Below are 26,013 nucleotides of genomic sequence, written 5' to 3' on the forward strand. Positions count from 1 at the left end.
AATACGGCGACAAGGTCCTGTTCAAGGACCTGACCTTCAAGCTGCCGCCGAACGGGATCGTCGGCGTCATCGGTCCGAACGGCGCGGGCAAGTCCACATTGTTCAAGCTGATCACCGGTCAGGAACAACCCGACGCCGGCACGATCAAGCTCGGCGAAACGGTGAAGCTGGCCTATGTCGACCAGTCGCGCGACGCCCTCGATCCGAACAAGACGATCTGGGAAGAGATCAGCGGCGGCACCGACGTGATGATGGTCGGCAAGCGCGAGATCAACAGCCGCGCCTATGTCGGCAGCTTCAACTTCAAGGGCGGCGACCAGCAGAAGAAGGTCGGCCTGCTGTCGGGCGGTGAGCGCAACCGCGTCCACCTGGCCAAGACCCTGGCGGCCGGCGGCAACCTCGTGCTGCTCGACGAACCGACCAACGACCTGGACATCGAAACCCTGCAGGCCCTGGAAGAGGCGCTGGAAGAGTTCGCCGGCTGCGCCGTGGTCATCAGCCACGATCGCTGGTTCCTGGACCGCCTGGCGACCCACATCCTGGCCTTCGAGGGCGACAGCCACGTCGAGTGGTTCGAAGGCAACTTCGAAATGTACGAAGAAGACAAGAAGCGCCGCCTGGGCGCCGACAGCCTCATCCCCAAGCGCATCAAGTTCCAGAAGTTCGCTCGGTAGGGCGCCGGACCTCCCAAGGTTTCGAAGAAAGGGCGGCGGCGTGAGTCGCCGCCCTTTGCCTTTGGACATGGCGCGATTGACGAGACCTCAGGATTTAGGGCACTGCTAAGCTCAATTTTAGGTGGCGTTGTGCTCGTGAGCGGTGTCGCGCCCATGGGGTCTTTGAGGTCAAGACATGACGTACTGGAGCGGCGCCAGCGGTGACGACGTCTATCAGGCCGGTCCCGGTGACGACGAACTGCACGGCCTGGGCGGAAACGATAACCTAGCCGGCGGCGACGGCGCGGATCTCATGTACGGCGAGGACGGCGACGACTCGCTCTACGGCGAAGGCGGCAACGACACCCTGCGAGGCGGCGCTGGCGCCGACGGACTGAACGGCGGGCTGGGCGACGACTTCCTGTACGGCGAAGCCGGGGACGACGTTCTGGTCCTGGCGCCAGCCGTGATCGGCGACGCGATCGGAACCGACTGTCTCGACGGCGGCGACGGAGTCGACCTGCTGCAGTTGGCCTTCATTCCAACCGGCGTGACCATCAACCTGGCCCAGACGGCCCAGCAGACCCTGGCCTGGGGCATAACGGTGACCCTGGTCAACATCGAGAACGCAACGGGGACCGATTTCGACGACCGTCTGTACGGCGACAGCAAGAACAACCTACTCGTCGGCTACGGCGGCAACGACTACATGGACGGCTCAGCCGGCGACGACCGCCTCTCGGGTGGGTTCGGCGACGACCAACTGCACGGCGGCGAGGGCGACGATCGTCTGGACGGTGACGAGGGCAACGACTGGCTATTTGGGCTCAGCGGGGTCGACGGACTGTATGGCGGCGATGGTGACGACTATCTGCTGGGCGGCTACGGCGCGGACATCCTCGACGGAGGGAACGGCGCCGACACCTTGGTGGTGGAGGCCGATGGCGGTGGGGCTGACGTTCTGTTCGGCCAGGCCGGCGCCGACACCTTCGTGATCAACGCCTATAACTATGAGAAGAGCAGCTATCTGGGCGCGATGGATACGATCGCCGACTTCTCAGCGGCGCAGGGCGACAAGCTCACCATTAACTACAACGACTACAGACGTCTGACGTGGTACGGCGCTATCGCGACCGCTGGCTTCAGCCTGACCGAAGGACAGGCTCTAGACAGTCCGGCGGGAAGTTCGGCGATCGGCCTGTGGACGTGGACTAATAGCAACGTCACCTATCTGATCGTCGACACCAACGCGAACCAGAAGCTGGACGCCAATGATGTCGTCGTGGCGTTCAACGGTTCGCCTTCGCTGAGCATCGCATCGTTCAAGGCTTACAGCGGCATCGCCTCGACTGGAACGGACGGGGTCGACAACTGGATCGGCACGGCGGATCCGGACTTCTACTACGGCCTCGGGGGCAATGATCAGATCTCGGGAGGCGCCAGCTATGATACGCTATACGGCGGCTCCGGCGACGACACGATCGATGGCGGCGACGGCTCCGACACGCTGTACGGCGGCGCGGGCGGCGACATCCTGCATGGCGGCGCTGGCAACGACACCCTGCTCGCTGGAGATGAGAACTACCCGATCGACCTGACGAGCGAGGCGGGCACGGTCAACCAGCTTTACGGTGACGCCGGCGACGACACCCTGCACGCGGGCGCAGGCAGGGACCTGCTCGACGGCGGCGACGGGAACGACACGTTGTATGGCCGCAGCGACGACGTTCTGCGCGGCGGGGCGGGCGACGACGTTCTGCGCTTCGAATCCGGAGACAAGAACAGCGTCGCCGACGGGGGAGCCGGCAACGACCTGTTCTGGCTGGCCAGCGGCGGCCACACCTATACCGGCGGGTCCGGGGCCGACAGCTTCAACGATATTTTCCTGCGCGACTGGAATACGGGCGGCGTCAGCACGATCACCGACTTCAACGCCGGGGAGGGCGACCGCCTAGCGATGAGCCGGTTCGGGACATCCGTCTTTCGGGGCCAGGTGGATAATCCGAACTTCGAACTGAAGGTCGGCCAGGTCTTCTCGTCCAGCGACTACGGCTACGAATTCACCCAGTTCTGGACCTGGTCGAGTGGCGGCTACACCTATCTTATGGTTGACACCGACCAATCGGGGACTCTGACGTCCAGCGACAGCGTTGTCCGCTTCACGGGCGCGGTCACGCTGGGCGTCGACGCTTTCATCGAGAACTCGTTCTCCAAAGCGACCTTCGGGACCCAAGCCGCCGACATCTTCCAGGGCACGAGCGGTCAGGACGTCTATTACGGCGTCGATGGCGACGACCAAATCCACGGCGGCGAGGACTACGACCAGCTGTTAGGCAACGACGGCGACGACCAGATCTGGGGTGACGGCGGGTCCGACGTCCTGTACGGCGGCGCGGGCGACGACGTGATCCACGGTGGTGAAGGCAACGACACCATCTATGGCCTCTCGTTGGGCGGGTATAGCGCGGAGGATGCCAGCGACAAGCTGTACGGCGACGGTGGCGACGACTCCCTGACCGCCAACTCAAACCGCGCTGAGCTGCACGGCGGCGACGGCAACGACAGCCTCTACGGCGGCGCGCTGCTCTATGGGGAGGCCGGCAATGACACGTTGACGGGGGGCGCGAACGCCACCCTGTATGGTGGCGACGGCGACGACAGGCTGTCGTCGGGCAGCGCCTACAACGGCGCAAACACCCTGTATGGCGGCGCGGGTCGTGACACCCTTTATGGCTCGTCCGGCGTCGACACCGTCTACGCCGACTCGGCCGACTACACCGTGCAGACCGGCTTTGGCGACGACATCATCTACCTCGCCCGGGCGCAGGCGGGGGATATCACGGGCGAGCTCGCCATCGCTGCGGGGCAAGGCGCTGACCGGATCGCGGTCTCCGATGATCTGGCCAACACGGTCGCGATCACGATTTACGGCGAAGACCAAGTCGACCTCTTCGACCTGAGCGCGGCCAAGGCGAAGGTCACCGTGAACCTTGGCCTCGCCGGCGCCCAGCAGACGGGAATGGGTCTGTTCACGCTGTCGTCGGTGGAGAATGTCACCGCCGGCGCCTTCGGCAGCCAGCTGACCGGGGGCAAGGGCGTGAATCTACTGCGAGGCGGCGCGGGCGAGGACGTGCTGCGCGGCGAGGGTGGGGATGACATCTTGGACGGCGGCGCGGGCAGCGACACCGCCGAATATTCCGGAACCTCCAACGACTATGCTTGGCTGCGCAACGCCGATGGCTCGTGGTGGATCAGCGATCTGCGCCAAGGCTTCGCGGACGGCATCGACACCCTGAAGAACATCGAAACCCTGAAGTTCTCGGACAGGAGCGTGGCCCTGACGGCGAACTCTCTGAGCGCGCCGGTGGAGACGGCCTTCTCGGCCATCCTGCGGGCGCCCGTCTCGGAGCCGTCGCAAGAGGCGGGATTGAAGATCGTCACCGACTCGTTGTTGGCAGGCGCCAGCCAGTCCAAGGCGATCGGGGCGGTGATCCGGGCCGCTGGCGCCACTACTTCCGTGGCGTCATTGGCCTACGAGTTCTTCACCGGCAAGGTGCCGGGAGAAGCGGGGATCGACTATTTGGTCTCGCCGACCGGTCCCAACGCCAACAACCTCAACAGCGCCTATTACCAGTCGTTCAATCTTGAGAACCGCTACATCAACTTCGCGGTCAACCTGGGTAAGGTGGGCGAAGGGAAGGACGCGTTCGCGGCGAAGTATGGGGCGTTGAGCTTCGTCGAAGCGACGCGCGAGGCGTACAAGACCATCTTTGGCGCGGCGCCGACGGATGCGAAAATCCACGCCATGATCGACAGCCGCGTCGATTATTTCGCGGCGTATGGCGGCGATGGCCCTAATGGCGTGGGGACCAAGGCGGCCATGGTCGGTTGGCTGCTGGCCGAGGCGCAGAAGGCCGACTTGGGCGTGATGGTGCGCTCCAACGACGCCTGGTTGACCGACCTCGCCGACGGCTCGGCCCCCTTCGCCATCGACATCCTCGATCCGGCCAAGGGCTATTACAAGGCCGACTTCATCTTCGGCGGCTAGGCCGCGCATCCCCCATCTGGAGCACTGACGTGGCCATAATCCAGGGAACCGTCGCCGCCGACACGCTGGTCGGCGGGCCGGACAGCGACGAAATTCGCGGCGGCGCCGGAAATGACGTCATCTCCGGCCTAGCGGGCAACGATCAGCTTTACGGCGAGGCCGGCGACGACACGATCGACGGCGGCGACGGCTTCGATATCATCCAAGGCGGTGATGGCGGCGATACCTTGCGTGGCGGCGCCGGCAATGACCAGGTCATCGCCGGCGGCGGCGACGGCGCGCAGATCGACGTCGGAACGCTCAACTATCTCTACGGCGAAGCCGGCGACGACTCCCTGACCGGCTCTGCCGGCCGCGATATCCTGGATGGCGGCGACGGCAACGACAATCTGCGGGGCGGGCGCGGTGACACCCTGCTGGGCGGCGACGGCGACGACAGGCTTTCCCTGGACGGCTATGGAGACGCCGGCCCGACCGGCCGTATTGACGGCGGCGCGGGCAACGACTCGCTCACGGGCTATAACGACGCGGACGTGATGTATGGCGGCGCCGGCAACGATTCCTTCTGGGGCGGCAGCGGCGGCGACACCCTTTACGGCGGCGACGGCAATGACTCGTTCTTCGCCGATGGCATGTCGGGATCCGGCATGCCAGGGGACGCGGGCTCGACCAATTACCTTTACGGCGAAGCGGGCAACGACAATTTCTACGGGGGCGCTGGCGTCGATATCATGGACGGCGGCGCCGGCGACGACATCATACAGGGATGGGCCGGCGACACCCTGCTCGGCGGCGACGGCGATGACACGCTCGTCCTGACCTCGACTTTCATGGGCGCGTCCATCGACACTACCGGCGTTCTCGACGGCGGAGCAGGCGATGACAAGATCACGCTGCACGAGGGCGCCTACAAGGTCACCGGTGGTTCGGGCGCCGATCTGATCGAGAATGTCTCAGGGGTCTGGGGCAAGGGTTATTCGACGGTCGCCGACTTCAAGGTGTCGGAAGGCGATCGCCTGAGTCTGGGCCAGACCTATCCGGGCTATGACCGGAAGGTCTTTAGGGGCTCCATCGAAAACCCCAACTTCTCTCTGCGGCCGGGCCAGACCTTCTCGAGCAAGGACTATGGACCGGGCTTCCAGCAGGTGTGGACCTGGACCGACGGGGGCGACACCTACCTCCTGTTCGACGCGGATGGCTCGGGAAAGCTGTCCGACGCCGATATCGTTATGCGGTTCTCGGGGCTGAGCTCCCTGGATATCAATGCATTCGTCCCGTCGACCTTCGTGCTGAAGCTCGAAGGGACTGACGGCGCCGACACTTATGCGGGCACCGCGAGCGACGACTCCTATAGCGCGGTGAACGGCGACGACCTCCTGCACGGAGCCGCTGGCAATGACGCCCTCTATGGCGGCAACGGCGCCGACCGCCTTTGGGGCGACGAGGGTGACGACTACCTGCAAGGCGGGCTTGGCGACGACATCATCGACGGCGGAGCGGGCGTGAACCGAGCCGCCTATTTCGGCTATGCTCAGGACTACAGCTGGACAAAGCAGACCGACGGCTCGTGGATCGTCACGGGTCCGGATGGCACCGATACGCTCAGGAATATCGACTATCTGACCTTCGCAGACCGCGGGGTCTCGTTGGGACCGGCCTTCACCAACGAGATTGCGACCGCCTTCAGCTCCATCCTGTTCCAGCAGGCCAGGAGCAGTTACTTTACCGGTCCGTATAATGACGTCACCGATTTCATGGAGACGAACGCCTCAACGCCAGCCGTCATCAACGAGATCATCCGGATAGCCGGGAAGACAACTTCCGTGGCCTCGCTGGCCTATCTGTTCTTCACAGGCGCTATCCCAACCCAGCCCGGCTTCAGCTATCTCGTCTCGCCGACCAGCTATAACGCTAACAACCTCAACAGCGCCTACTACCAGAGCTTCAACCTTGAAAACCGCTACATCAACTTCGCGGTGAACCTGGGCAAGAACGGCGAGGGCAAGGAAGCCTTCACGGCCAAGTACGACGCCCTGAGCCTCTTCGACGCCACCAAGGCGGCCTACAAGACGATCTTCGGCGCGACGCCGACCGATGAGAAAACCCACGCCCTGATCGACAGCCGCGCCGACTACTTCGCCTATTACGGCGGCGATGGTCCGAACGGCGTCGGAACAAAGGCGGCGATGGTGGGATGGCTTCTGGCCGAGGCGCAGAAGGCCGATCTAGGCGTGATGGTTCGGTCCAACGACGCCTGGCTGACGGACCTCGCCGACGGCTCCGCGCCTTTTGCGATCGACATCCTCGATCCGGCCAAGGGGTACTATAGGGCCGACTTCATCTTTGGCGGCGCCTGACATCCGCACATCCGGGACGGCGCGATGCCGTCCCGGATGTTCAAGTTCTACTTCGGTTCGATCGGGGCGCCCGCCGACGAGTTCATCGGGTCGGTCGGCGTCGCCGGGTTCGGTAGGGTCGAGCCGTTGGGCTGCGCGCCGCCATCGGTCGGCGGAGTCGACGGCATGCTGGGCGCGCCCGAGGTCGGCGGGTTCACCGAGGTGTCGGCGGAGGTCGAAGACCCCATGCTCGACGATCCCATCAACGGCGACCCCGTCGATGACGAGCCCATCGAAGGATCGCTCATCGGGCTAGTCCCCGGCGCGACGGCGGAGGTGTCGGTGGACATGCCGGTGGCGGCGGTCGACGAGCCGGCCCACCAGTCCTTGCTGGCGCGGGCCTTCGGCGAGGCCTTCATGTAGGCGTTCAGCTGCGAATAGGGGATCGGCTGCTTGGGGCCGACGGCAGCGGAAGATTTGGACTGGGCGATGGCCGAGCCGCCGCCGACCAGCATCGAGAGCGCCGCAGTCGCGGCGAGCATCTTGGTCAACATCGTGGTTTCTCCGGGCCTGGGACGCCGTATGGCGCCATGCCAGGAACGTTCCGGGGGCTGGGTTGTTCACAGCTTGGCCGTCCGGTCTCGGCGACGCCGATGCGGGTCGTCACCAGGTCGTGATCGGATTGCCATGGCGGGCTTTCTGTCCGCCGCTTAAGTCTGGATAAGCGCTCCGCGTGGAGTAGCTTGGTCCTTGAACAAGTCGGCCAGGTTCATGGCCGCCCATGGAGGCCCGCATGCCGCAAACCCCCGTCGAGAAGCCGCACGTCCTGATCTCGCACGAGATGCTGCTGCCGCTGCAGCCGTTGCTCGAGGGCGCGTACCAGGTGCATCGCCTGTGGGACTATCCGGATCGGCTCGCCTTCCTCGAGGGACCAGGCCGGAGCGTCAAGGCGATCGTGCACGCGGGGGAGATGGCGCTGGGCCGGGACATGCTCTCGGAGATGCCGCAATTGGGCCTGATCGCCTGCGTCAGCGTCGGCTATGACGGGATCGACGTGCCGTGGTGCAAGGCGCACGGCATCGCCGTCACCCACTCGACCGGTCTCAACGCCGCCGATGTCGCCGATCATGCGGTCGGCCTGGTGCTGGCCGCTTGGCGCGGGATCGTCGAGGGCGACCAGCGGGTGCGCGCCGGTCACTGGACCCACGCCGAACGCATGGCGCCGCGCCACGGCCTGCGCGGCCGCAAGGCCGGGATCGTGGGCCTCGGCCATATCGGCGAGGCGGTCGCCAGCCGTCTGTCGGCCTTCGAGATGAAGATCGCCTGGTGGGGACCGCGCCCCAAGGACAGCGACTATCCCCGCGCCGAAAGCCTCATGGCCCTGGCGCGGGAGAGCGACGTCCTGGTCGTCTGCGCCCGTCCTGACGCACAGAACCGCCATATGATCGACCGCGCCGTGATCGAGGCGGTCGGTTCGCAAGGCCTGATCGTCAATGTGGCGCGCGGCGCGCTGATCGACGAGGAGGCCCTGATCGCCGCTCTCAAGTCGGGCGCGTTGGGCATGGCCGCCTTGGACGTCTTCGAGCAGGAGCCGACCCCGGCCGCGCGCTGGGAGGGTGTCCCGCATGTGGTGCTCACGCCGCATACGGCCGGCGCGACGCTGGACAGCATCCCGGCCATGGTCAACCTGACCCTGGAAAACCTGCGCCGCTACTTCCATGGCGAGCCGTTGGCGACGCCCGTGGCGGCCTGAGGCGCCTATGGCCTTAACCCTGTTTGGTCAGCCGCGCTTAACGCTTCCGGGCCAGGTTGCCATCAAGCATTCAGGGGTTCGCCATGCAGGTCTCGGCCGCCAGTGTCGCCAGCTATACGCCGCCGCGGCCGGCCGCGGGCTCTGCCCCGTCGCCCGCGCCCGCCGCGGATCTGACGCAACTGGCCGTGGCGCAGACGAACGTGAAGATGGCGGCGGCGGCCGGCGCGGCGCTCGGCCAGGTGACGGCCGAATTGAGCGGCGCCCTGGTCGATATCTCCGCCTGAGGCGCTGGCTCTCCCCGCACGCTGCGCAAAGGCGTCGCCAAAGCTCTGGTCGCTGCTAAGGTGTCAGAAGGACAGGGCGCGCGCGGAGAAGACGGCTCATGGCCAAGGTTCTGGGACTGGGCGGTTTCTTCTTCAAGGCCGAGGATCCGAAGGCCGTGCGCGACTGGTACGCGCGCGTCCTGGGCTTCGAGGTCCACGACTGGGGCGGAGCAGTGTTCGAGGCGCCCAAGGACAGCCAGGCCACCTGGTCGCCCTTCGCCGCCGACACCGACTATTTCGCGCCGTCGGCCGCGCCGTTCATGATCAATTTCATCGTCGATGATATCGATGGCGTTCTCGCGCGCGCCGCCGCCGAGGGCGTCGAGCCGCTGGGCAGGCAGGACGAGGGCTATGGACGGTTCGCCTGGCTGATGGATCCGGCCGGGGTTAAAATCGAGCTCTGGGAGCCCGCCAAGGCTGAGCCTGGGGCATAATTTCCTCTTGCCAAAACGGACATAAAGATATCTTTATGTCCCTATGAAGCTTGCCGCCGAACAGGTCGTCGAGGTGCTGCGCGCCGCCGGCGAGTCCACGCGCCTGCGTCTCCTGGCGTTGTTGGCGGCCGAGGAGCTATCGGTGCTGGAGCTGTGCCGCATCCTCGATCAGAGCCAGCCGCGCGTGTCGCGGCACCTGAAGCTGCTGGCCGAGGCCGGCTTGGTCGAGCGTTTCCCGGACGGCGCCTGGGTGTTCTACCGCCTGGCCGCCAAATCCGCCGGCCGGTTCCTGGTCGAGCAGGCGCTGGACCTGATCGACGACGCCGATCCCGTCATCCGCCTGGACGCCGACAAGTTGGCCGCCGTGCGCGCCGAGCGGTCGATGGACGCCCAGGCCTATTTCGCCCGCAACGCCGCGCGCTGGAACGAGATCCGCTCACTGTATGTCGACGAGGCCGAGGTCGAGGCCGCGATCCTGCGCGCCACCGGGGAGGGGCCGTTCGACGAGATGGTCGACCTGGGCGCGGGCGCTGGCCGCATGCTGACCCTGCTGGGCAAGCGCGCCAGCAACGCCCTGGGCTTGGATCTGTCGCAGCAGATGCTGAACATCGCCCGCGACGAGGTCGCCAAGGCGGGTCTGGCCAGCTGCGAGCTGCGCCACGGCGACATCTTCCGCACCGGCCTGCCGGGCGGCTGCGCGGACCTCGTTACGGTCCACCAGGTGCTGCACTATCTGTCCGATCCCGCCAACGCCGTGGCCGAGGCCGCGCGCCTGGTCGCGCCGGGCGGCCTGCTGCTGATCGCCGACTTCGCCCCGCACGACCACGAGTTCCTGCGCGAGGCGCACCAGCACCGTCGCCTGGGCTTCGACGACAGCGAGATCGTCCCGTGGCTGCGCGCCGGCGGCCTCCAGCTGGAAAGCAACATCGCTCTGCCGCCCTCGACCGGCGAAGGGCTGACCGTGAAGATTTGGACCGCGCGTCGTCCGTTGAGCGTCGCCGCCGAAAGGACCGCCGCATGACCCTTCCGCCCACCCGCCGCGTGATCGGTCCCGTCGCCCGCGCTGGCGAGCGCACCTATCGACCCCGCGTTTCGTTCGAATTCTTCCCGCCCAAGACGCCGCAGATGGAAGAGAGCCTGTGGCAGGCGATCACCCGCCTGGCGCCGTTGGACCCGGCCTTTGTCTCGGTGACCTACGGCGCCGGCGGCTCGACCCGCGAGCGCACGCACCGGACGGTCAAGCGCATCCTGGACGAGACCAGCCTGAAGCCCGCCGCCCACCTGACCTGCGTCGGCGCCTCGCGCGCCGAGGTCGACGAGGTGATCCGCGACTACTGGGACATCGGCGTCCGCCACATCGTCTCGCTGCGCGGCGACCCGCCGCCGGGCGAGGGCGGCATCGGCGGCGTCTATGTCCCGCGCGAGGACGGCTACGCCAACGCCACCGAGCTGACCAAGGCCGTGCGCGGCGTCGGACCGTTCGAGGTGCTGGTTGGGGTCTATCCCGAGAAACATCCGGAAAGCCCGTCGCTCGAGCACGACATCGACGTCTTGAAGCAGAAGGTCGACGCCGGCGCGACGCTGGGCGTCAGCCAGTTCTTCTTCGATCTCGACGCCTTCCTGCGCTACGTCGACAAGGTCCGCGCCGCCGGGATCACCATCCCGATCGTTCCGGGCATCATGCCGGTGACGAACTTTGTGGGCCTGAAGAAGATGGCCGCCGCCTGCCAGACGACGATCCCGGGCTGGCTGGCCAACCTGTTCGACGGGCTGGAGAACGACGCCGAAACCCGCCGCCTGATCGCCTGCTCTGTGGCCGCCGAGATGTGCGCCAAGCTGCAGGAGCAGGGCTTCGAGGACTTCCACTTCTACACCCTGAACCGCGCGGACCTAGTCTACGCCATCTGCCGCGTGCTGGGCCTGCGCGAAATTTCGCCCTCTGCCTCCGAGGTCGCCGCATGACGCCGCTAGCGCCCCCTCCGTCTCGCCGCGTATCCGCGCCGATCCACCTCCCCCGTTTCACGGGTGAGGATGCGGTGTCTTCCTCCTCCCCCGCGAAGCGGGGGAGGTGGCGCGATGCGAAGCATCGTGTCGGAGGGGGCGCTCTGGCTGCACTCGCGATGCTATTCTTCAGCCTGGCCCCCGCCGCTCATGCCGACATGCCCGCCAGCTGGACCAAGCCGACCAAGCCCTACCGCGTGGTCGGCAACATCTACTACGTGGGCACCGAGGGCGTCTCGTCCTGGCTGATCACCTCGTCCGCGGGGCACGTGATCCTGGACGGCGGCCCGAACGCCGAGGTCGGCAAGCAGATCGAGCGCAACATCGCCTCGCTGGGCTTCAAGCTCGCGGACGTGAAGATCCTGATCAACACCCACGCCCACTATGACCACGCGGGCGGGCTGGCTCAGTTGAAGGCCGACATCCCAGGCTCCAAGCTGTGGATATCGCGCGGCGACGAGCCGGCCATCGAGCAGGGCCATCACATCGGCGACAACGAGAACGGCCCGACCCCGATGCCGCCGGTGAAGGTCGATCGCGCGTTCGGCGACGAGACCAAGCTCAAGCTGGGCGAGACCACGATGGTCGCCCATCTGACGCCCGGCCACACGATCGGTTGCACCAGCTGGACCACGGCGGTGATCGAGAAGGGCCGACCGCTGAACGTGACCTTCCCCTGTTCGCTGTCGGTGGCCGGCAATGTGCTTGTCGGCAACAAGACCCACCGCAACATCGTCGCCGACTATCGCGAGAGCTTCGCCAAGCTGCGCGCCATCCCGACGGACGTGATGCTGCCCGCGCACGAAGAGCAGGGGAACCTGCTGGCCAAGCGCCAGAAGCAGTTGCGCGGCGACCCCAACGCCTTCGTCGATCCGACCGAGCTCGCCCGGTTCGTCGACGCCTCAGAAGCCGCCTTCAACAAGGAGCTCGCGCGCCAGCAGGCGGCGGGGCCTAGCCGATGACCGACCTCTCCATCCGCGCCAATCGCGTCGCCGCCCTGAAGGCCGCCGCCAAGGAGCGCATCCTGATCCTCGACGGCTCCTGGGGCGTGATGTTCCAGAAGAAGGGCCTGACCGAGGCCGACTATCGCGCAGAGCGCTTCGCCGCCCACGACGGCCAGATGAAGGGCAATAACGACATTCTGTGCCTGACGCGGCCGGATCTCGTGGCCGAGCTGCACGACGCCTACTTCTCGGCCGGCGCCGACATCTCCGAGACCAACACCTTCTCGGGGACCACCATCGCCCAGGCCGACTATCACCTGACCGAACAGGACGTCTGGGACATCAATCTGGAAGGCGCCAGGATCGGCCGCTCGGTGGCTGACCGCTGGAACGCCGAGAATCCGGAGCGCCCCAAGTTCATCGCCGGCTCGATCGGGCCGCTGAACGTCATGCTGTCGATGTCGTCGGACGTGAACGATCCCGGCGCGCGCAAGGTGACCTTCGACCAGGTCTACGAAGCCTATCGCCAGCAGGTGGACGCGCTCTACCAGGGCGGGGTCGACCTGTTCCTGATCGAGACCATCACCGACACCCTGAACTGCAAGGCCGCGATCAAGGCGATCCTCGACTGGCGCGACGAGGGCCATGAGGAGCTGCCGATCTGGATCAGCGGCACCATCACCGACCGCTCGGGCCGCACCCTGTCGGGCCAGACGGCGGAAGCCTTCTGGAACAGCGTCAAGCACGCCAAGCCGTTCGCGGTGGGCTTCAACTGCGCCCTCGGCGCTGATTTGATGCGTCCGCATATCGCCGAGATGGCCCGCATCGCCGACACCCTGGTCGCGGCCTATCCCAACGCCGGCCTGCCCAACGCCATGGGCCAGTACGACGAGGAGCCGCACCAGACCGGCCACGCCCTGCACGAATGGGCCAAGGATGGCCTGGTCAACATCCTGGGCGGCTGCTGCGGCACGACGCCGGACCACATCCGCCACGTCGCCGACGAAGTGCGCGGCGTGAAGCCCCGCCAGATCCCCGAGCGCCCCAAGGCCATGCGCCTGGCGGGCCTTGAGCCGTTCGAACTCGCGTAAGCATTCTTCCTGCCTTCCTGGGCCTTGTGCCCAGGACCCAGTTTTCCGCCGATGCGGAGCCCGACTTTCCAGGCGCTGAGCTAGCGGCGCCCTGGGTCCTCGCCACAAGGGCGAGGAAGGCGGGTTTATTTGGATCGACCGACCATGAGACCCGTCTTCGTCAACATCGGTGAGCGCACCAACGTCACCGGCTCGGCCAAGTTCAAGAAGCTGATCGTCGAGGGCGACTATCCGGCCGCCCTGTCGGTCGCGCGCCAGCAGGTCGAGGCCGGCGCCCAGGTCATCGACGTCAACATGGACGAGGGTCTGCTGGACAGCCAGCAGGCCATGATCACCTTCCTGAACCTGATGGCCGCCGAGCCCGACATCGCCCGCGTGCCGGTGATGATCGACAGCTCCAAGTGGGAGGTGATCGAGGCGGGCCTGAAGTGCGTCCAGGGCAAGGCCATCGTCAACTCGATCAGCCTGAAAGAAGGCGAGGAGAAGTTCCTCCAGCAGGCCAAGCTGTGCCTGCGCTACGGCGCGGCCGTGGTGGTCATGGCCTTCGACGAGGTCGGCCAGGCCGACACCGAGGCGCGCAAGGTCGAGATCTGCGAGCGGGCCTACAACACCCTAGTCGACAAGGTCGGCTTCCCGCCCGAGGACATCATCTTCGACCCCAACATCTTCGCCGTGGCGACGGGGATCGAGGAGCACGACAACTACGCCGTCGACTTCATCGAGGCCACGCGCCGCATCAAGCAGTTGCTGCCCTACGCGCGGGTGTCGGGCGGGGTGTCGAACGTCTCGTTCAGCTTCCGCGGCAACGAGCCGGTGCGCCGGGCGATCCACTCGGTGTTCCTGTACCACGCCATCAACGCCGGCATGGACATGGGCATCGTCAACGCCGGCGACCTGCCGGTCTATGACGACATCGATCCGGTGCTGCGCGAGGCCGTCGAGGACGTGATCCTCAATCGTCCGCAGCGCGATCCCAACCAGACCAATACCGAGCGCCTGGTCGATATGGCGCCCCGCTACAAGGGCGAGAAGGGCCAGCAGCAAGTCGCCAACCTGGCCTGGCGCGAGGGGACGGTGAACGAGCGCCTGACCCATGCCCTCGTCCACGGCATCACCGAGTTCATCGAGGCCGACACCGAGGAGGCCCGCCTGGCCGCCGAGCGTCCGCTGCACGTGATCGAAGGTCCGCTAATGGACGGCATGAACGTCGTCGGCGACCTGTTCGGCGCGGGCAAGATGTTCCTGCCCCAGGTCGTGAAGTCGGCCCGCGTCATGAAGCAGGCCGTGGCCTGGCTGATGCCGTTCATGGAGGCGGAGAAGGAAGGCCAGGAACGCCAGGCCGCCGGCAAGGTGCTGATGGCGACCGTGAAGGGCGACGTCCACGACATCGGCAAGAACATCGTCGGCGTCGTGCTTCAGTGTAACAACTACGAGGTCATCGACCTGGGTGTGATGGTCCCGGCTGACCGCATCCTGGACGAGGCCAAGAAGCACAAGGTCGACATGATCGGCCTGTCGGGCCTGATCACCCCGTCGCTGGACGAGATGGTGTTCGTGGCCGCCGAGATGGAGCGCCAGGGCTTCGACATTCCGCTGCTGATCGGCGGCGCCACCACCAGTCGCACCCATACGGCGGTCAAGATCGAGCCGGCCTATCGCCGGGGTCCCACCACCTATGTCGTCGACGCCAGCCGCGCGGTCGGCGTCGTCTCGGGCCTGCTGTCGGAGGGCGAGCGCGACCGGATCATCGCCGAGACCCGCGCCGAATACGTCAAGGTCCGCGAACAGTACGCGCGCGGCCAGACGACCAAGGCCCGCGCCTCGATCAAGGAGGCTCGCGAGCGCGCCTTCGCCATCGACTGGAAAGGCTACACGCCGCCCAAGCCGGCCTTCATCGGCACGCGGGTGTTCGAGCCGTCGCTGGCCGAGCTGGTCCCGTTCATCGACTGGTCGCCGTTCTTCGCCAGCTGGGAGCTGATCGGCCGCTATCCGCAGATCCTGGAGGACGACGTGGTCGGCCAGGCCGCGACGGACCTCTATCGCGACGCCCGCGTCATGCTGGACAAGGTGGTCGCCGAGAAGTGGTTCGGGGCCAAGGGCGTGATCGGCTTCTGGCCGGCCCAGGCCCAGGGCGACGACATCGTGCTCTACACCGACGACACCCGCACCGCCGAGTTCTCGCGCCTGCACACCCTGCGCCAGCAGATGGACAAGGGGGAAGGCAAGTCGAACGTCGCCCTGTCGGACTTCGTCGCGCCGATCGGACAGGGCGCGGACTATGTCGGCGGTTTCGCCGTCACGGCCGGTCATGGCGAGGACGAGATCGTCAAACGCTTCAAGGACGCCGGCGACGACTACAGCGCGATCATGGCCTCGGCCCTGGCCGACCGCCTGGCCGAAGCCTTCGCCGAGTGGCTGCACTACAAGGCCCGCGTCGAGCTGTGGGGCTACGCGCCCGACGAGGCGGCCGACACCGAGGTGATGATCGCCGAGAAGTACCAGGGCATCCGCCCCGCGCCCGGCTATCCGGCCCAGCCCGACCACACCGAAAAGGGCACGCTGTTCAAGCTGCTCGACGCCGAGGCGGCCACGGGGCTGCAACTGACCGAGAGCTACGCCATGACCCCCGGCGCGGCGGTCTCGGGCCTCTATTTCAGCCACCCGCAGGCGCACTATTTCGGCGTCGGCAAGATCGACCTCGACCAGGTCGAGGATTACGCCCGCCGCAAGGGCTGGGACCTGGCGACCGCCGAGCGCTGGCTCTCGCCGATCCTGAACTACGACCCGCTGGCCCGGGCGCGCGGCGCGGCGGCGTAGAGCGACACATCAAAAACCGTGTCATCCCGGAAAGCGCGCAGCGCTTATCCGGGACCCAGGGCGAGCGGCGGTGCGGTGGCCCCTGGGTCCCGGCTCTACCCCCGGCTCACGGCCGGGGTTCTGCCGGGATGACACGGTGATGATGGTGTTCGTTCGCCGCCTTGCGAACGGCGTTCTTCAACTCCATCCTCCCTCCCAACAAATAACGGGAGGGGACGACATGGATCGCTCAGGCGTGAGCCGCCGGGCGCTGGGGGCTTTGGCCCTGGGCGGCGCGGCCGTGGGGCTGTCGGGGTGCGAGGGACCGGGCCACACGGACCTCACCCCCAAGAGCCGGCAATTCCCGAAAGACTTCATCTGGGGCGTCGCCACCGCCGCCTTCCAGACGGAAGGCTCGCAGACCGCCGACGGGCGCGGGCCCAGCGTCTGGGACGTGTTCGAGAAGGTCCCGGGACGCATAGGCGATGGCTCGGACGCCACGGTCGCCACCGACAGCTATCGCCGCTTCCAGGAGGACGTCGACCTGATCGCGGGCGCGAGCCTCAACGCCTATCGCTTCTCGATCAGCTGGTCGCGCATCCTGCCGACGGGCGAGGGGGCGGTGAACGCGGCGGGGCTGGATCACTATTCGCGGCTGGTCGACGCCTTGCTGGCCAAGGGCGTCGCGCCTTACGCCACCCTGTTCCACTGGGACCTGCCGCAGGGCTTGCAGGACAAGGGCGGCTGGAAGAACCGCGACACCGCCCAGCGCCTGGCCGACTACGCCCATGCGGTGGTCGAGCGGCTGGGCGACCGGCTGAAGAACTACATCATCCTGAACGAGGCGGCGGTGCACGCCGTCTTCGGCCACGTGTTGGGCGAGCAGGCGCCGGGCCTCAAGGACGACAAGCTGCTGGGGGCGGTGATCCACCACATGAACCTCGGCCAGGGATTGGCGATGCAGGCGCTGCGGGCGGGGCGCTCGGGGTTGAGGGTCGGCACCACCATGGCGCTGCAGCCCTGCCGCCCGGCCGGCGGGCCTTGGGCGCTCTGGAACCGCCTGGCTTCGGACGGCCTCGACGCGCTGTGGAACGGAGCGTGGCTGGACCCGCTGTTCAAGGGGACCTATCCCAAGGCGATGGACGACTTCCTGAAGGGCGTCGTTCAGGACGGAGATATGGCCAAGATCCGCCAGCCTGTCGACTTCCTGGGCGTGAACTACTACGCCCCGGCCTATGTGCGGCTGGACCTGAACGCGCCCGGCAAGATCGCCCAGGCCGCCCCGCCAAAGGGCGCCGAGTTGGACGCCTTTGGCCGCCACATCGATCCTTCGGGTCTGTTCGAGGTGCTGGATCGCGTCCGCCGCGACTATGGCGCGCCGCCGATGCTGGTCACCGAGAACGGCTGCTCGGACCCGTTCAGCACGGGACCGGCGATCCTCGACGACCAGTTCCGCATCGCCTATCTGCGCCGCCATCTCCAGGCCGTGCTGGCGGCCCGCGAGGCCGGCTGCGACGTGCGCGGCTATTTCGAATGGACCCTGATCGACAACTTCGAATGGGACCTCGGCTACACCTCGAAGTTCGGCCTGGTCGCCATGGACCGGAAGACAGGCGCGCGGACGCCGAAAGCCTCGTACCGGTGGTTCAAGGCCCTGGCGGAAAGCGGGCTGTTGGCGGGCTGATAGATCCTCCCCCGCAATGCGGGGGAGGTGGCCCAGAGGGCCGGAGGGGGCTAACGCGACATTTGCCCAGCTCGCCCCCTCAGTCGCTCCGCGACAGCTCCCCCGCGATGCGGGGGAGCAACAATCAGTTCGGCTTGCAGATCAGCACGTCGCGGCCGCCGCGCTTGGCGGGCAGCAGGCTGCCGGCGCAGGGGACCGGATTGACGGGATCGACGATGATCTCGTTGCCGCCGATCGGAGGAAGCTTCTTGGCGGGCGCCGCGGCCTTGGCCTTTGGCGGCGCGCTGGCGACGGGCGCGGGCTTGGCGGCCTCCGGCTTGGGCTGGGCGGCCTCAGGCGCGGGCTGAGCGGGTTCGGAGGCGGGCTGCGGCGCCGGCGCTTCCGGCGGCGCGCTGGGCGCGGCAGGGGGCGGCGGCGTGGTGGCCGAAACGGCGTTGTAGTTCAGCGCCCGACCCAGGATGCTCGACTTCATCTCCAGGGTCTTGGCGCGCTTTTCGCAGTCGCCGGGCGGGCTCCAGCTCATCCACATCTGGGCCAGGCGGGCCTTGTCGACCGAGCCGGCGCCTTGCCAGATGGCCGCGCCGCGCTTGACCTGGGCCGCGCCGTATTCCGAGATCGGGCGCGGGCTGGCCTTTTCGGCCGCGGTGATCGCCGAGGCGAAGGTCTTCAGGTCCTTCTGAGCCTGGGCGCGCATCTCGGGGTAGGTCTTCAGGGCGGCCTGGACGCCGTCCGGGCCTGGGAAGGCCTTCTCGATCCGCGTCACCTCCGGCATCACCCGGTCGTAGAGATTGGCGTAGCCGCCCAGGGCGCCGTAGCACCAGGCGACATAGCCGTACTCGTCGGTCGGCGGGGCGTTCAGGGACGTCTGGGCGCTCGCCTGGCCGTCCTGGGCCAACAGGGCGAGAGCGAGAAAGAGGGCGTTCGCCATGCGGCGGAGGTCCTTTCGAATTTCGGTATCGAGTGACTAGAGCATTTCGGTCCGGATTGGGACCGTTGCGTGGCGATCGCCAAGCGGAGCCATAACGAGCGAGAGGGCGATCGGCTCCCACACTACGACCATGCGCTTTCGCCGCATTGCAACGAAGTCATGTGAATGATCATTCTCAATGTGCTAGAAGCACCTTCCGTCGGGTGATCCGCAGCCGGTCGTCGCCCGTATCCGTCAATGTCCGTCGCTGGTTTCGAGGCGATTCATGAGCTTCTGGCGCAATATCGCGAGCATCGCCGCCCGGCGTCTCGACCTGGCCGACTGCACCGAATGTCCGAGCGGCCTGCCGGGCGAGGATCCGGCCTTTTCGACGGCGGTGACGGCGCTGGGCGCGAAGCTGGCGAAGGTCGACGGCCGCGCCGACGGGCACGAATTCGCCGCCTTCACCGAAGTGTTCCAGCCGGATCCGGCGTCGGAGCCGAACATCCATCGCCTGTATGACCTGGCGCGCCAGACGACTCACGGGTTCGAGAGCTACGCCAAGCGCCTGGCCAAGCGCTATTCCAGCTGCCCGCAGCTGCTGGAGGACGTCGTCGACGGCCTGTTCCACATCGCCAAGTCCGACGGCGTGGTGACCCACGACGAGCTGGCCTATCTGGAGCGGGTGTCCAGCCTGTTTGGCATGTCGCCGCTGGCCTTCCGTCGCCTGCGCGCTACGCACCTGGGCGTGGGCGCGGACGATCCCTACGCCATCCTCGACGTGCCGGCCGACGCCGACGACGCCACGGTCCACAAGGCCTGGAAGATCGCCTTGACCAACGCGCACCCTGATCGGGCCCGCGCGCGGGGTCTGCCCGCCGAGTTCATCGAAGTGGCCGAGGCCAAGGCCGCCGCGATCAACGCCGCCTTCTCGACGGTGATGCGCGAGCGCCGGGAACTGGGCCTCGCCGCCGCCGGTTGAGGTGAGGCGTTTGGTCTCGCTTCGGGCGAGGGAAAAAGGCTTTTCATCCGCGATCGGCGGGTGTTCAGTTGATGTTCAGCGCTTGTGAACCACCTAAGAAGGATCATGAGCGTGACGAGAGGACGCCGATGACTAACACCGCCGCAGTTTCGCCCTTGCGCAACCTCGCTTGGATCGCGGGCGCGCTCGCGACGTCGGCGGCCGTGGTGATCGGCGCGGTCCTGGCCGTGGTCTTCGCCGCCACCGTGGTGGTGGTCGGCTTTATCGGCAGCGCGCTGTTCGGCCTGGCGGCCTTCGCTTTCCGCGGCCGCAAGATGGCCAGCGCCCGCAACGCCGATCCCAGCCTGATCGAAGCCCGCAACGTCGGCGGCCACTCCTGGGTCGCCTACGGCTGGAACGAACGGCCTTGATAAAGAACCCTCTCTCTTAGAGAGAGGGAGGGGCCCGCGCGAAGCGTGGGAGGGTGAGAGGTTAAACCCTCACCGATGGCTTCCCGAACGGGTCGGAACGGCGGCCAGGCTAAGCGCCGACACTTTCCTGCAACTCTCTTACTGATCGCTCGGCGTTTTCCCGCCCGGCGACGAAACCTCTCGCCCTCCCGCCACCTTCGGCGGCGGCCCCTCCCTCTCTCGAAGAGAGAGGGCGCTTAACATGGCCCTTGCCCCTGAGCCGCGCGTAACCCATCCTGCCATTCAAACAAATGTTGGGAGGCAACATGATCGGCGTCGTCGCGACCCTATACGTCCAGCCGGACAAGACCGCTGAATTCGAGAAGGTGTTCCTGGATCTGGCGGCCAAGGTGAAGGCCAATGAGCCGGGCTGCATGATGTACCAGCTGACCAAGTCCAAGACCGAAGCCGGCGTCTACAAGGTGCTGGAGCTCTACGCCTCGACCGACGCGCTGAAGCACCACGGCGGCACCGACTATTTCAAGGCCGCCGGCGCGGCGATGGGGCCGACCATGGCCGCCGCCCCGAACATCGAGTACCTCGACGCGGTGGAGTAGGCGATGGACCTGGCGTTCTCGGCCGAGGATCTGGCCTTCCAGCAGGAGGTGCGCGACTGGATCGCGACCGCCTATGACGACGACCTGCGCCGCAAGATGAGCCAGTCCAAGAACGGCTATCTGGACAAGGCCGGCCAGGTGAAGTGGCAAAAGAAGCTCTACGAGCGCGGCTGGGCGGCGCCGGACTGGCCCGTCGAGCACGGCGGTCCTGGGTTCACGGCCTCGCAGCGCTACATCTTCAACATGGAGATGAGCCTGGCCGGCGTGCCGACCTCCTCGCCGATGGGCCTGAAGATGGTCGCGCCCGTGATCATGGCCTTCGGGACCGACGCGCAGAAGGCCCAGCACCTGCCGCCGATCCTGCGCTCGGACATCTGGTGGTGCCAGGGCTATTCGGAGCCCGGCTCGGGCTCGGATCTCGCCAGCCTGCAGATGCGGGCCGAGCGCGATGGCGACGACTACGTGCTGAACGGCTCCAAGATCTGGACGACCCACGCCCAGTGGGCCGACTGGATGTTCTGCCTGGTCCGCACCTCGACGGAAGGCCGGCCGCAGGAAGGCATCTCGTTCCTGCTGTTGCGGATGGATACGCCCGGCATCCAGATCAAGCCGCTGCCCACCCTGGACGGCCCTCCGGAGAATGAGCAGGAGATCAACCAGGTCTTCTTCGACAATGTCCGCGTGCCGATCGCCAACCGCATCGGCGAGGAGAACAAGGGCTGGACCTACGCCAAGTACCTCTTGGAGTTCGAGCGCGGCAACGCCTACGCGCCGGGCCTGATGCACATGCTCAAGAAGGTCAAGCGCATCGCGGCGCTTGAGCTGGCCGACGACGGCGGGCGGCTGATCGACGATCCGGACTTCCGCGCCAAGATCAGCAACCTGGAAATCCAGGTCCAGGCGCTGAACGCCAGCGAGCTGCGGATCTTCTCCGGCCGCTCGGCGGGCAAGGCGATCGGCCCAGCTTCGTCCATGCTGAAGTGCGTGGGCTCGGAGCAGCAGCAGGCGATCACCGAGCTGACGCTCGAAGCGGTCGGCGCCTACGCCGCGCCGTTCGTGCGCGACCCCTGGTCGAAGAGCAACGAGGGCAGGGCTGGGCCCGACTACGCCGCGCCGGCGGCCCCGGCCTATTTCAGCTACCGCAAGACCTCGATCTACGCGGGGTCGAACGAGATCCAGCGCAACATCATGGCCAAGATGGTGCTGGGGCTGTGAGGCTCTAGCGCCCCCTCCGTCACGTCGCCTATCGGCGCCGCGCCACCTCCCCCGCAAGCGGGGCAGGAGGAGACCAACGTCCTCCTCACCCGTGTAATGGGGGAGGTGGCGCGCTGCGGCTACGCAGCGTGACGGAGGGGGCGCTCGCCAAGCTGCAGTATTTCTAACTGGCGCGATCGCCGAACAAATGTTTGGATTGCCAGCAACACCCTCTGTTTCGGATCACCGATGGCTATCGACGCCCTGTTCAAACCCTTCGAGTTCAAGTCGCTGAAGCTGCCCAACCGGGTGGTGATGGCGCCGATGACGCGGTCGTTTTCGCCGGGCGGCGTGCCGACCGACGAGGTCGCCGCCTATTATCGCCGCCGCGCCGAGAACGAGGTCGGGCTGATCGTCACAGAGGGCACCGGCGTCGCGCGTCCCGCCTCGCTGAACGACGCCAAGGTGCCGCGCTTCCACGGCGAGAAGGAGCTGGCGGCCTGGAAGAAGGTCGTCGATGAGGTCCATGCTGGCGGCGGCCTGATCGCCCCGCAACTCTGGCACGTCGGGGCCGCCAAGGGCCCTGACCAGCTGGGCAAGGTCGACAGCCCGTCTGGCCTGTCCAAGGCCGGCGGCTCGCCGTTCACCGAGCCGATGACCGACGCCGACATCGCCGACACCATCGCGGCCTTCGGGCAAGCGGCGGCCGACGCCAAGCGCCTGGGCTTCGACGCCGTCGAGCTGCACGGCGCCCACGGCTATCTGATCGACCAGTTCTTCTGGCCGGGCACCAATGTCCGCACCGACAAGTGGGGCGGCCCGACGATCGGCGAGCGGGGCCGCTTCGCCGCCGAGATCCTGAAGGCCGTTCGCGCCGCCGTCGGCCCCGACTATCCAGTCATCATCCGCCTGTCGCAGTGGAAGCAGCAGGACTATGCGGCCCGCCTGGCGACCACGCCGCAGGAAATGGAAGCCTGGCTGCAGCCGCTGGCCGACGCCGGCGCCGACATCTTCCACTGCTCGCAGCGTAGATTCTGGGAGCCGGAGTTCGAGGGCAGCGACCTGAACTTCGCCGGCTGGGCCAAGAAGCTGACCGGCGCGCCGACCATCACCGTCGGTTCGGTGGGCCTGTCGGGCGAGTTCATCGCCGCGTTCGGCGGCGAGGGCAGCCAGCCCGCCTCGCTGGACGGCTTGCTCGAGCGCCTCGAGCGTAACGAGTTCGACCTGGTCGGCGTCGGTCGCGCGCTGCTGCAAGACCCCGAATGGGTCGTGAAGGTCCACCAGGGCCGCAACGACGAACTGAAGAACTTCGAGCGCCAGGCGCTGGGGGTGCTGTACTAGGCGGCAAGTAGATGCTCCCCCGCGATGCGGGGGAGCTGTCGCCCCCGGGTCGCGCGAAGCGCGCGCCCGAGGACAAGCTCCGCGACTGAGGGGGCGAGCTGGAAGGTGGCCGAGCTCGCCCCCTCCGGCCCTCTGGGCCACCTCCCCCGCAGGCGGGGGAGGAACTACCCGTTGAAGTTCAGCTTCAACCCCGGCCGCGGCCACCGGGCCTTGTAGAGCTTTCCTGTCCCCGACGCCGTGATCCAGGCGTCGCGCATGTCCGCCCCGCCGAAGCAGATGTTGGTCACGATCACGTCCGGGAACGCGTAGTGCTCGGTCGAGCCGTCCGGGTCGAAGGCGGTGATCCCGCCGTTGATGATCGTCGCCACGCACACCTTGCCGCCGGCCTCGACCGCCAGACTGTCCAGCAGCTGGTAGCCCGGCAGGTTGCAGACGACATTTCCCGGCTGAAGCGGCGCGGGATCGGTCAGCACGCCAGGCGACGCCACGTCGAACGACCACAGGCGGCCCAGCATGGTGTCGGCCATGTAGACGGTCTTCTCATCCGGCGAGAGACCCACGCCGTTGGGCGAGACGAAATGGTCGCGCCAGCGGGTGATCTTCGAACCGTCGGGCAGGGCGTAGTAGAGCGCCCCGTACTTGCGGCCGTCCGGCGTCGAGCAGCCGTGGTCGGTGAACCAGAAGCCGCCCTGCTTGTCGAAGACGAGGTCGTTGGGCCCGGCCAGGGGCTTGCCGTCGCATTGCGTGTAGAGCGTCGTCACCGCGCCGGTCGCCAGGTCGACCCGCTGGATCGAGCCGCCCGTATGCGTCGGCGGGGTCGGGCCGGGGATGTTCAGGCCGTTGGCCTCGAAGAAGGCGAAGCTGCCGCCGTTGTTGGTGACATAGAGAGCCCCGTCAGGGCCGATCGCCGCGCCGTTCGGTCCGCCGCCGGTCTGCGCCACCGTCTCCTTGCGGCCGTCGGGCCAGATGCGCGTCAGACGCTGGCCCTGGATCTCGGTGACGATGACCGAGCCGTCGGCCATGGCCACCGGGCCTTCGGGGAACTGCAGGCCTTCGGCCACCAGTTGGATGTCCATCGCGCGTCTCTCCCTGTCTCGCCTCTCACGGGCGATGAGGTGACTATAAACGCGCGTTTGAACTTGGCGAGAGCCCCGTTCCTCAGTCGGCCGGGCCTTTAGGGGGCAGCGACGCCGACGCGGTCGCCATCCTGGGGCGAAGCCGCCGTGAAGCGCGCGACGGCCGCCAGCAGATCATCCCGAACGATCGGCTTGGCCAGGTGGCCGTCCATGCCGGCGGCGAGGCAGCGGGCGATCTGTTCGGGCATGACGTCGGCGCTGAGCGCCAGGATTGGGACGCGGGCCTTGGGGCCTTCCATGGCGCGGATGGCGTGGGTCGCGGCGAGGCCGTCCATGACCGGCATGTGCACGTCCATCAGCACCAGGTCGAAGTCCTGGTCGCGCAGCAACGAAACCGCCGTCGCCCCGTCCTCGGCGGTGATCGCCTCGTGCCCGCCCAGCGTCAGCAGGGCGTAGCCCAGCTCACGATTGACGTGGTGGTCGTCGACCAGCAGCACCCGAGCGCCTCGGAGGTCGGCCGGCGAGGAGGCCGCCGGGTCCAACGCGGGCGTCGGCTGGGCCGGGATCGCCGGCAGCTCGACCCAGAAGCACGACCCTCGGCCCGGCGCGCTGATGACGCCGATTTCGCCGCCCATGCGGGTGACCAGAGCCTTGCTGATCGCCAGGCCCAGGCCCGTGCCGCCATATCCGCGGCTGATGGAGCTGTCGGCTTGGGTGAAGCGCTGGAACAGGCGCGCCTGGACATCGGGCGCGATGCCGATGCCCGTGTCGGAAATCTCGAACCGAAGCCGTTGGTCGGAGACCTCCAGCCGGGCGGTGACGGTGCCCGCGTCCCAGCTGCGGATGGTTTCGCTGACCAGCCGGACGATGCCGTCGCCATAATCCGCCACCGCGCCGACCGTCGCGCGGCGCAGGAAGCGATTGATGGCCGAACGCAGGGCGACGTCATGCTCCAGCGTTTCGCCCAGCGTCTTGAGCGCTTCGCCAAGACGCCCCGCCATCGCCGCCTGAGGATCACGCACCGCGCGGAGCAGGGCGGCGCGCCCTTGTTCCCACAATCCGTCGATCCAGCGCTGCATGGCCGGGTTGCCGACGATTTCATCGCGCACCCCGGCGACGCGCGCCTGCATGGCAGGATCGTGCTGAAGGTCGAGGGCAAGCTTCGCCAGCGCTTCTTCGGCGCGCTGGCGCAGGGGGTGGTCGACATCCTCCGCCACTTCGCCCAGCAGCTTCTGCAGCCCGTCGATGATCGCGTTGGACAGATTTTCGTCCAGGCCGGTCCAGCGCATGATCTTGCCGGCCTTTTCATGCACCATGGCGCGGATCAGATGCTCGTTCGCCTCAAGCGCGCGGGCCGCCCAGCGAACGGTGCCGTCGATCAGCGGCGCGTGGCGGCCATCGCGCATCGACGCTTCCAGCGCCTGACCGGCAACCGGGCCGATAT

Annotated in this window: 21 protein-coding genes and 2 pseudogenes; 18 read left to right on the top strand and 5 right to left on the bottom strand. The window is 67.1% G+C overall.

From position 1 onward, the window contains the following. From Q0379_RS23545 to Q0379_RS23555, 3 genes are all read left to right on the top strand, one after another. On the top strand, nt 1-674 hold a 674-nt coding region (locus Q0379_RS23545), incomplete at its 5' end, for an ATP-binding cassette domain-containing protein (RefSeq protein ID WP_299017605.1). Between the two features lie 175 nt (nt 675-849). Further along, a complete protein-coding gene (locus Q0379_RS23550; RefSeq protein ID WP_299017607.1) occupies nt 850-4,701 on the top strand; it encodes a hypothetical protein in 3,852 nt (1,283 codons plus the stop codon). A 29-nt stretch (nt 4,702-4,730) separates the two neighbouring features. Further along, on the top strand, nt 4,731-7,058 hold the full coding sequence (locus Q0379_RS23555; RefSeq protein WP_299017610.1) for a hypothetical protein: 2,328 nt from the start codon (nt 4,731-4,733) through the stop codon (nt 7,056-7,058). 47 nt (nt 7,059-7,105) lie between these two features. Here the strand turns inward: Q0379_RS23555 and Q0379_RS23560 are convergent, their stop codons facing one another. Continuing rightward, nucleotides 7,106-7,591 (bottom strand): hypothetical protein, encoded by a 486-nt coding sequence (locus Q0379_RS23560; protein ID WP_299017612.1) that lies wholly within the window; start codon nt 7,589-7,591, stop codon nt 7,106-7,108. Nucleotides 7,592-7,830: 239 nt separating this feature from the next. Between Q0379_RS23560 and Q0379_RS23565 the strand changes: the two genes are divergently transcribed. The 10 genes and pseudogenes from Q0379_RS23565 to Q0379_RS23610 all read left to right on the top strand — a co-directional run bounded on the left by Q0379_RS23565 (nt 7,831) and on the right by Q0379_RS23610 (nt 18,063). Continuing rightward, the gene (locus Q0379_RS23565; RefSeq protein ID WP_299017614.1) at nt 7,831-8,790 is read left to right on the top strand and encodes a 2-hydroxyacid dehydrogenase; all 960 of its coding nucleotides are present in this window, start codon (nt 7,831-7,833) and stop codon (nt 8,788-8,790) included. 83 nt (nt 8,791-8,873) lie between these two features. Then, complete coding sequence (locus tag Q0379_RS23570; RefSeq protein ID WP_299017617.1) at nt 8,874-9,074, top strand: hypothetical protein; 201 nt, start codon at nt 8,874-8,876, stop codon at nt 9,072-9,074. Nucleotides 9,075-9,172: 98 nt separating this feature from the next. Then, nucleotides 9,173-9,547, top strand: a complete 375-nt coding sequence (locus Q0379_RS23575; RefSeq protein WP_299017620.1) for a VOC family protein — start codon at nt 9,173-9,175, stop codon at nt 9,545-9,547. A 43-nt stretch (nt 9,548-9,590) separates the two neighbouring features. Further along, nucleotides 9,591-10,568, top strand: a complete 978-nt coding sequence (locus Q0379_RS23580; protein ID WP_299017624.1) for a metalloregulator ArsR/SmtB family transcription factor — start codon at nt 9,591-9,593, stop codon at nt 10,566-10,568. Next, a complete protein-coding gene (metF, locus tag Q0379_RS23585) occupies nt 10,565-11,509 on the top strand; it encodes a methylenetetrahydrofolate reductase [NAD(P)H] (RefSeq protein WP_299017626.1) in 945 nt (314 codons plus the stop codon). Before Q0379_RS23580 ends, metF begins: the two co-directional genes overlap by 4 nt. Nucleotide 11,510: 1 nt before the next feature. Then, a pseudogene (locus Q0379_RS23590) lies at nt 11,511-11,652 on the top strand (hypothetical protein); the annotation flags it as partial. Nucleotides 11,653-11,667: 15 nt separating this feature from the next. After that, nucleotides 11,668-12,510, top strand: a complete 843-nt coding sequence (gene blaCAU, locus Q0379_RS23595) for a CAU/MBL1b family subclass B3 metallo-beta-lactamase (RefSeq protein ID WP_299017631.1) — start codon at nt 11,668-11,670, stop codon at nt 12,508-12,510. After that, complete coding sequence (locus Q0379_RS23600; protein ID WP_299017633.1) at nt 12,507-13,583, top strand: homocysteine S-methyltransferase family protein; 1,077 nt, start codon at nt 12,507-12,509, stop codon at nt 13,581-13,583. Before blaCAU ends, Q0379_RS23600 begins: the two co-directional genes overlap by 4 nt. Before the next feature lie 129 nt (nt 13,584-13,712). Then, nucleotides 13,713-16,400 carry a methionine synthase gene (gene metH / locus Q0379_RS23605; RefSeq protein WP_299017637.1) on the top strand — a complete coding sequence of 896 codons (2,688 nt, stop codon included), beginning with the start codon at nt 13,713-13,715 and terminating at the stop codon, nt 16,398-16,400. 220 nt (nt 16,401-16,620) lie between these two features. Further along, a complete protein-coding gene (locus Q0379_RS23610) occupies nt 16,621-18,063 on the top strand; it encodes a GH1 family beta-glucosidase (RefSeq protein ID WP_299017640.1) in 1,443 nt (480 codons plus the stop codon). A gap of 124 nt (nt 18,064-18,187) precedes the next feature. Here the strand turns inward: Q0379_RS23610 and Q0379_RS23615 are convergent, their stop codons facing one another. Continuing rightward, the gene (locus Q0379_RS23615; RefSeq protein WP_299017643.1) at nt 18,188-18,991 is read right to left on the bottom strand and encodes a hypothetical protein; all 804 of its coding nucleotides are present in this window, start codon (nt 18,989-18,991) and stop codon (nt 18,188-18,190) included. 265 nt (nt 18,992-19,256) lie between these two features. Here Q0379_RS23615 and Q0379_RS23620 point away from each other — a divergent pair, with 265 nt between their 5' ends. The 4 genes from Q0379_RS23620 (at nt 19,257) to Q0379_RS23635 (ending at nt 22,173) form a co-directional block, all read left to right on the top strand. Then, on the top strand, nt 19,257-19,952 hold the full coding sequence (locus tag Q0379_RS23620) for a DnaJ family molecular chaperone (protein ID WP_299017646.1): 696 nt from the start codon (nt 19,257-19,259) through the stop codon (nt 19,950-19,952). Between the two features lie 71 nt (nt 19,953-20,023). Continuing rightward, entirely contained in the window at nt 20,024-20,362 is a 339-nt protein-coding gene (locus Q0379_RS23625) for a hypothetical protein (RefSeq protein WP_099538717.1), read from the top strand. Nucleotides 20,363-20,667: 305 nt separating this feature from the next. Then, the gene (locus Q0379_RS23630; protein ID WP_299017650.1) at nt 20,668-20,958 is read left to right on the top strand and encodes a putative quinol monooxygenase; all 291 of its coding nucleotides are present in this window, start codon (nt 20,668-20,670) and stop codon (nt 20,956-20,958) included. A gap of 3 nt (nt 20,959-20,961) precedes the next feature. After that, nucleotides 20,962-22,173 carry an acyl-CoA dehydrogenase family protein gene (locus tag Q0379_RS23635; protein ID WP_299017653.1) on the top strand — a complete coding sequence of 404 codons (1,212 nt, stop codon included), beginning with the start codon at nt 20,962-20,964 and terminating at the stop codon, nt 22,171-22,173. Between the two features lie 28 nt (nt 22,174-22,201). Here Q0379_RS23635 and Q0379_RS23640 read toward each other — a convergent pair. Next, a pseudogene (locus Q0379_RS23640) lies at nt 22,202-22,334 on the bottom strand (hypothetical protein). 67 nt (nt 22,335-22,401) lie between these two features. Between Q0379_RS23640 and Q0379_RS23645 the strand changes: the two are divergent. Continuing rightward, nucleotides 22,402-23,493: an NADH:flavin oxidoreductase gene (locus tag Q0379_RS23645; protein ID WP_299017656.1), complete on the top strand. Its 1,092-nt coding sequence runs from the start codon at nt 22,402-22,404 to the stop codon at nt 23,491-23,493. A 164-nt stretch (nt 23,494-23,657) separates the two neighbouring features. On the opposite strand, the gene Q0379_RS23650 is transcribed toward Q0379_RS23645, so the two are convergent. Both Q0379_RS23650 and Q0379_RS23655 read right to left on the bottom strand, forming a co-directional pair. Beyond that, entirely contained in the window at nt 23,658-24,569 is a 912-nt protein-coding gene (locus tag Q0379_RS23650; protein ID WP_299017658.1) for an SMP-30/gluconolactonase/LRE family protein, read from the bottom strand. A 98-nt stretch (nt 24,570-24,667) separates the two neighbouring features. After that, on the bottom strand, nt 24,668-26,013 hold a 1,346-nt coding region (locus tag Q0379_RS23655; protein WP_299017661.1), incomplete at its 5' end, for a DUF445 family protein.

Source organism: uncultured Caulobacter sp., assembly GCF_937900395.1.
Lineage (GTDB): Bacteria > Pseudomonadota > Alphaproteobacteria > Caulobacterales > Caulobacteraceae > Caulobacter.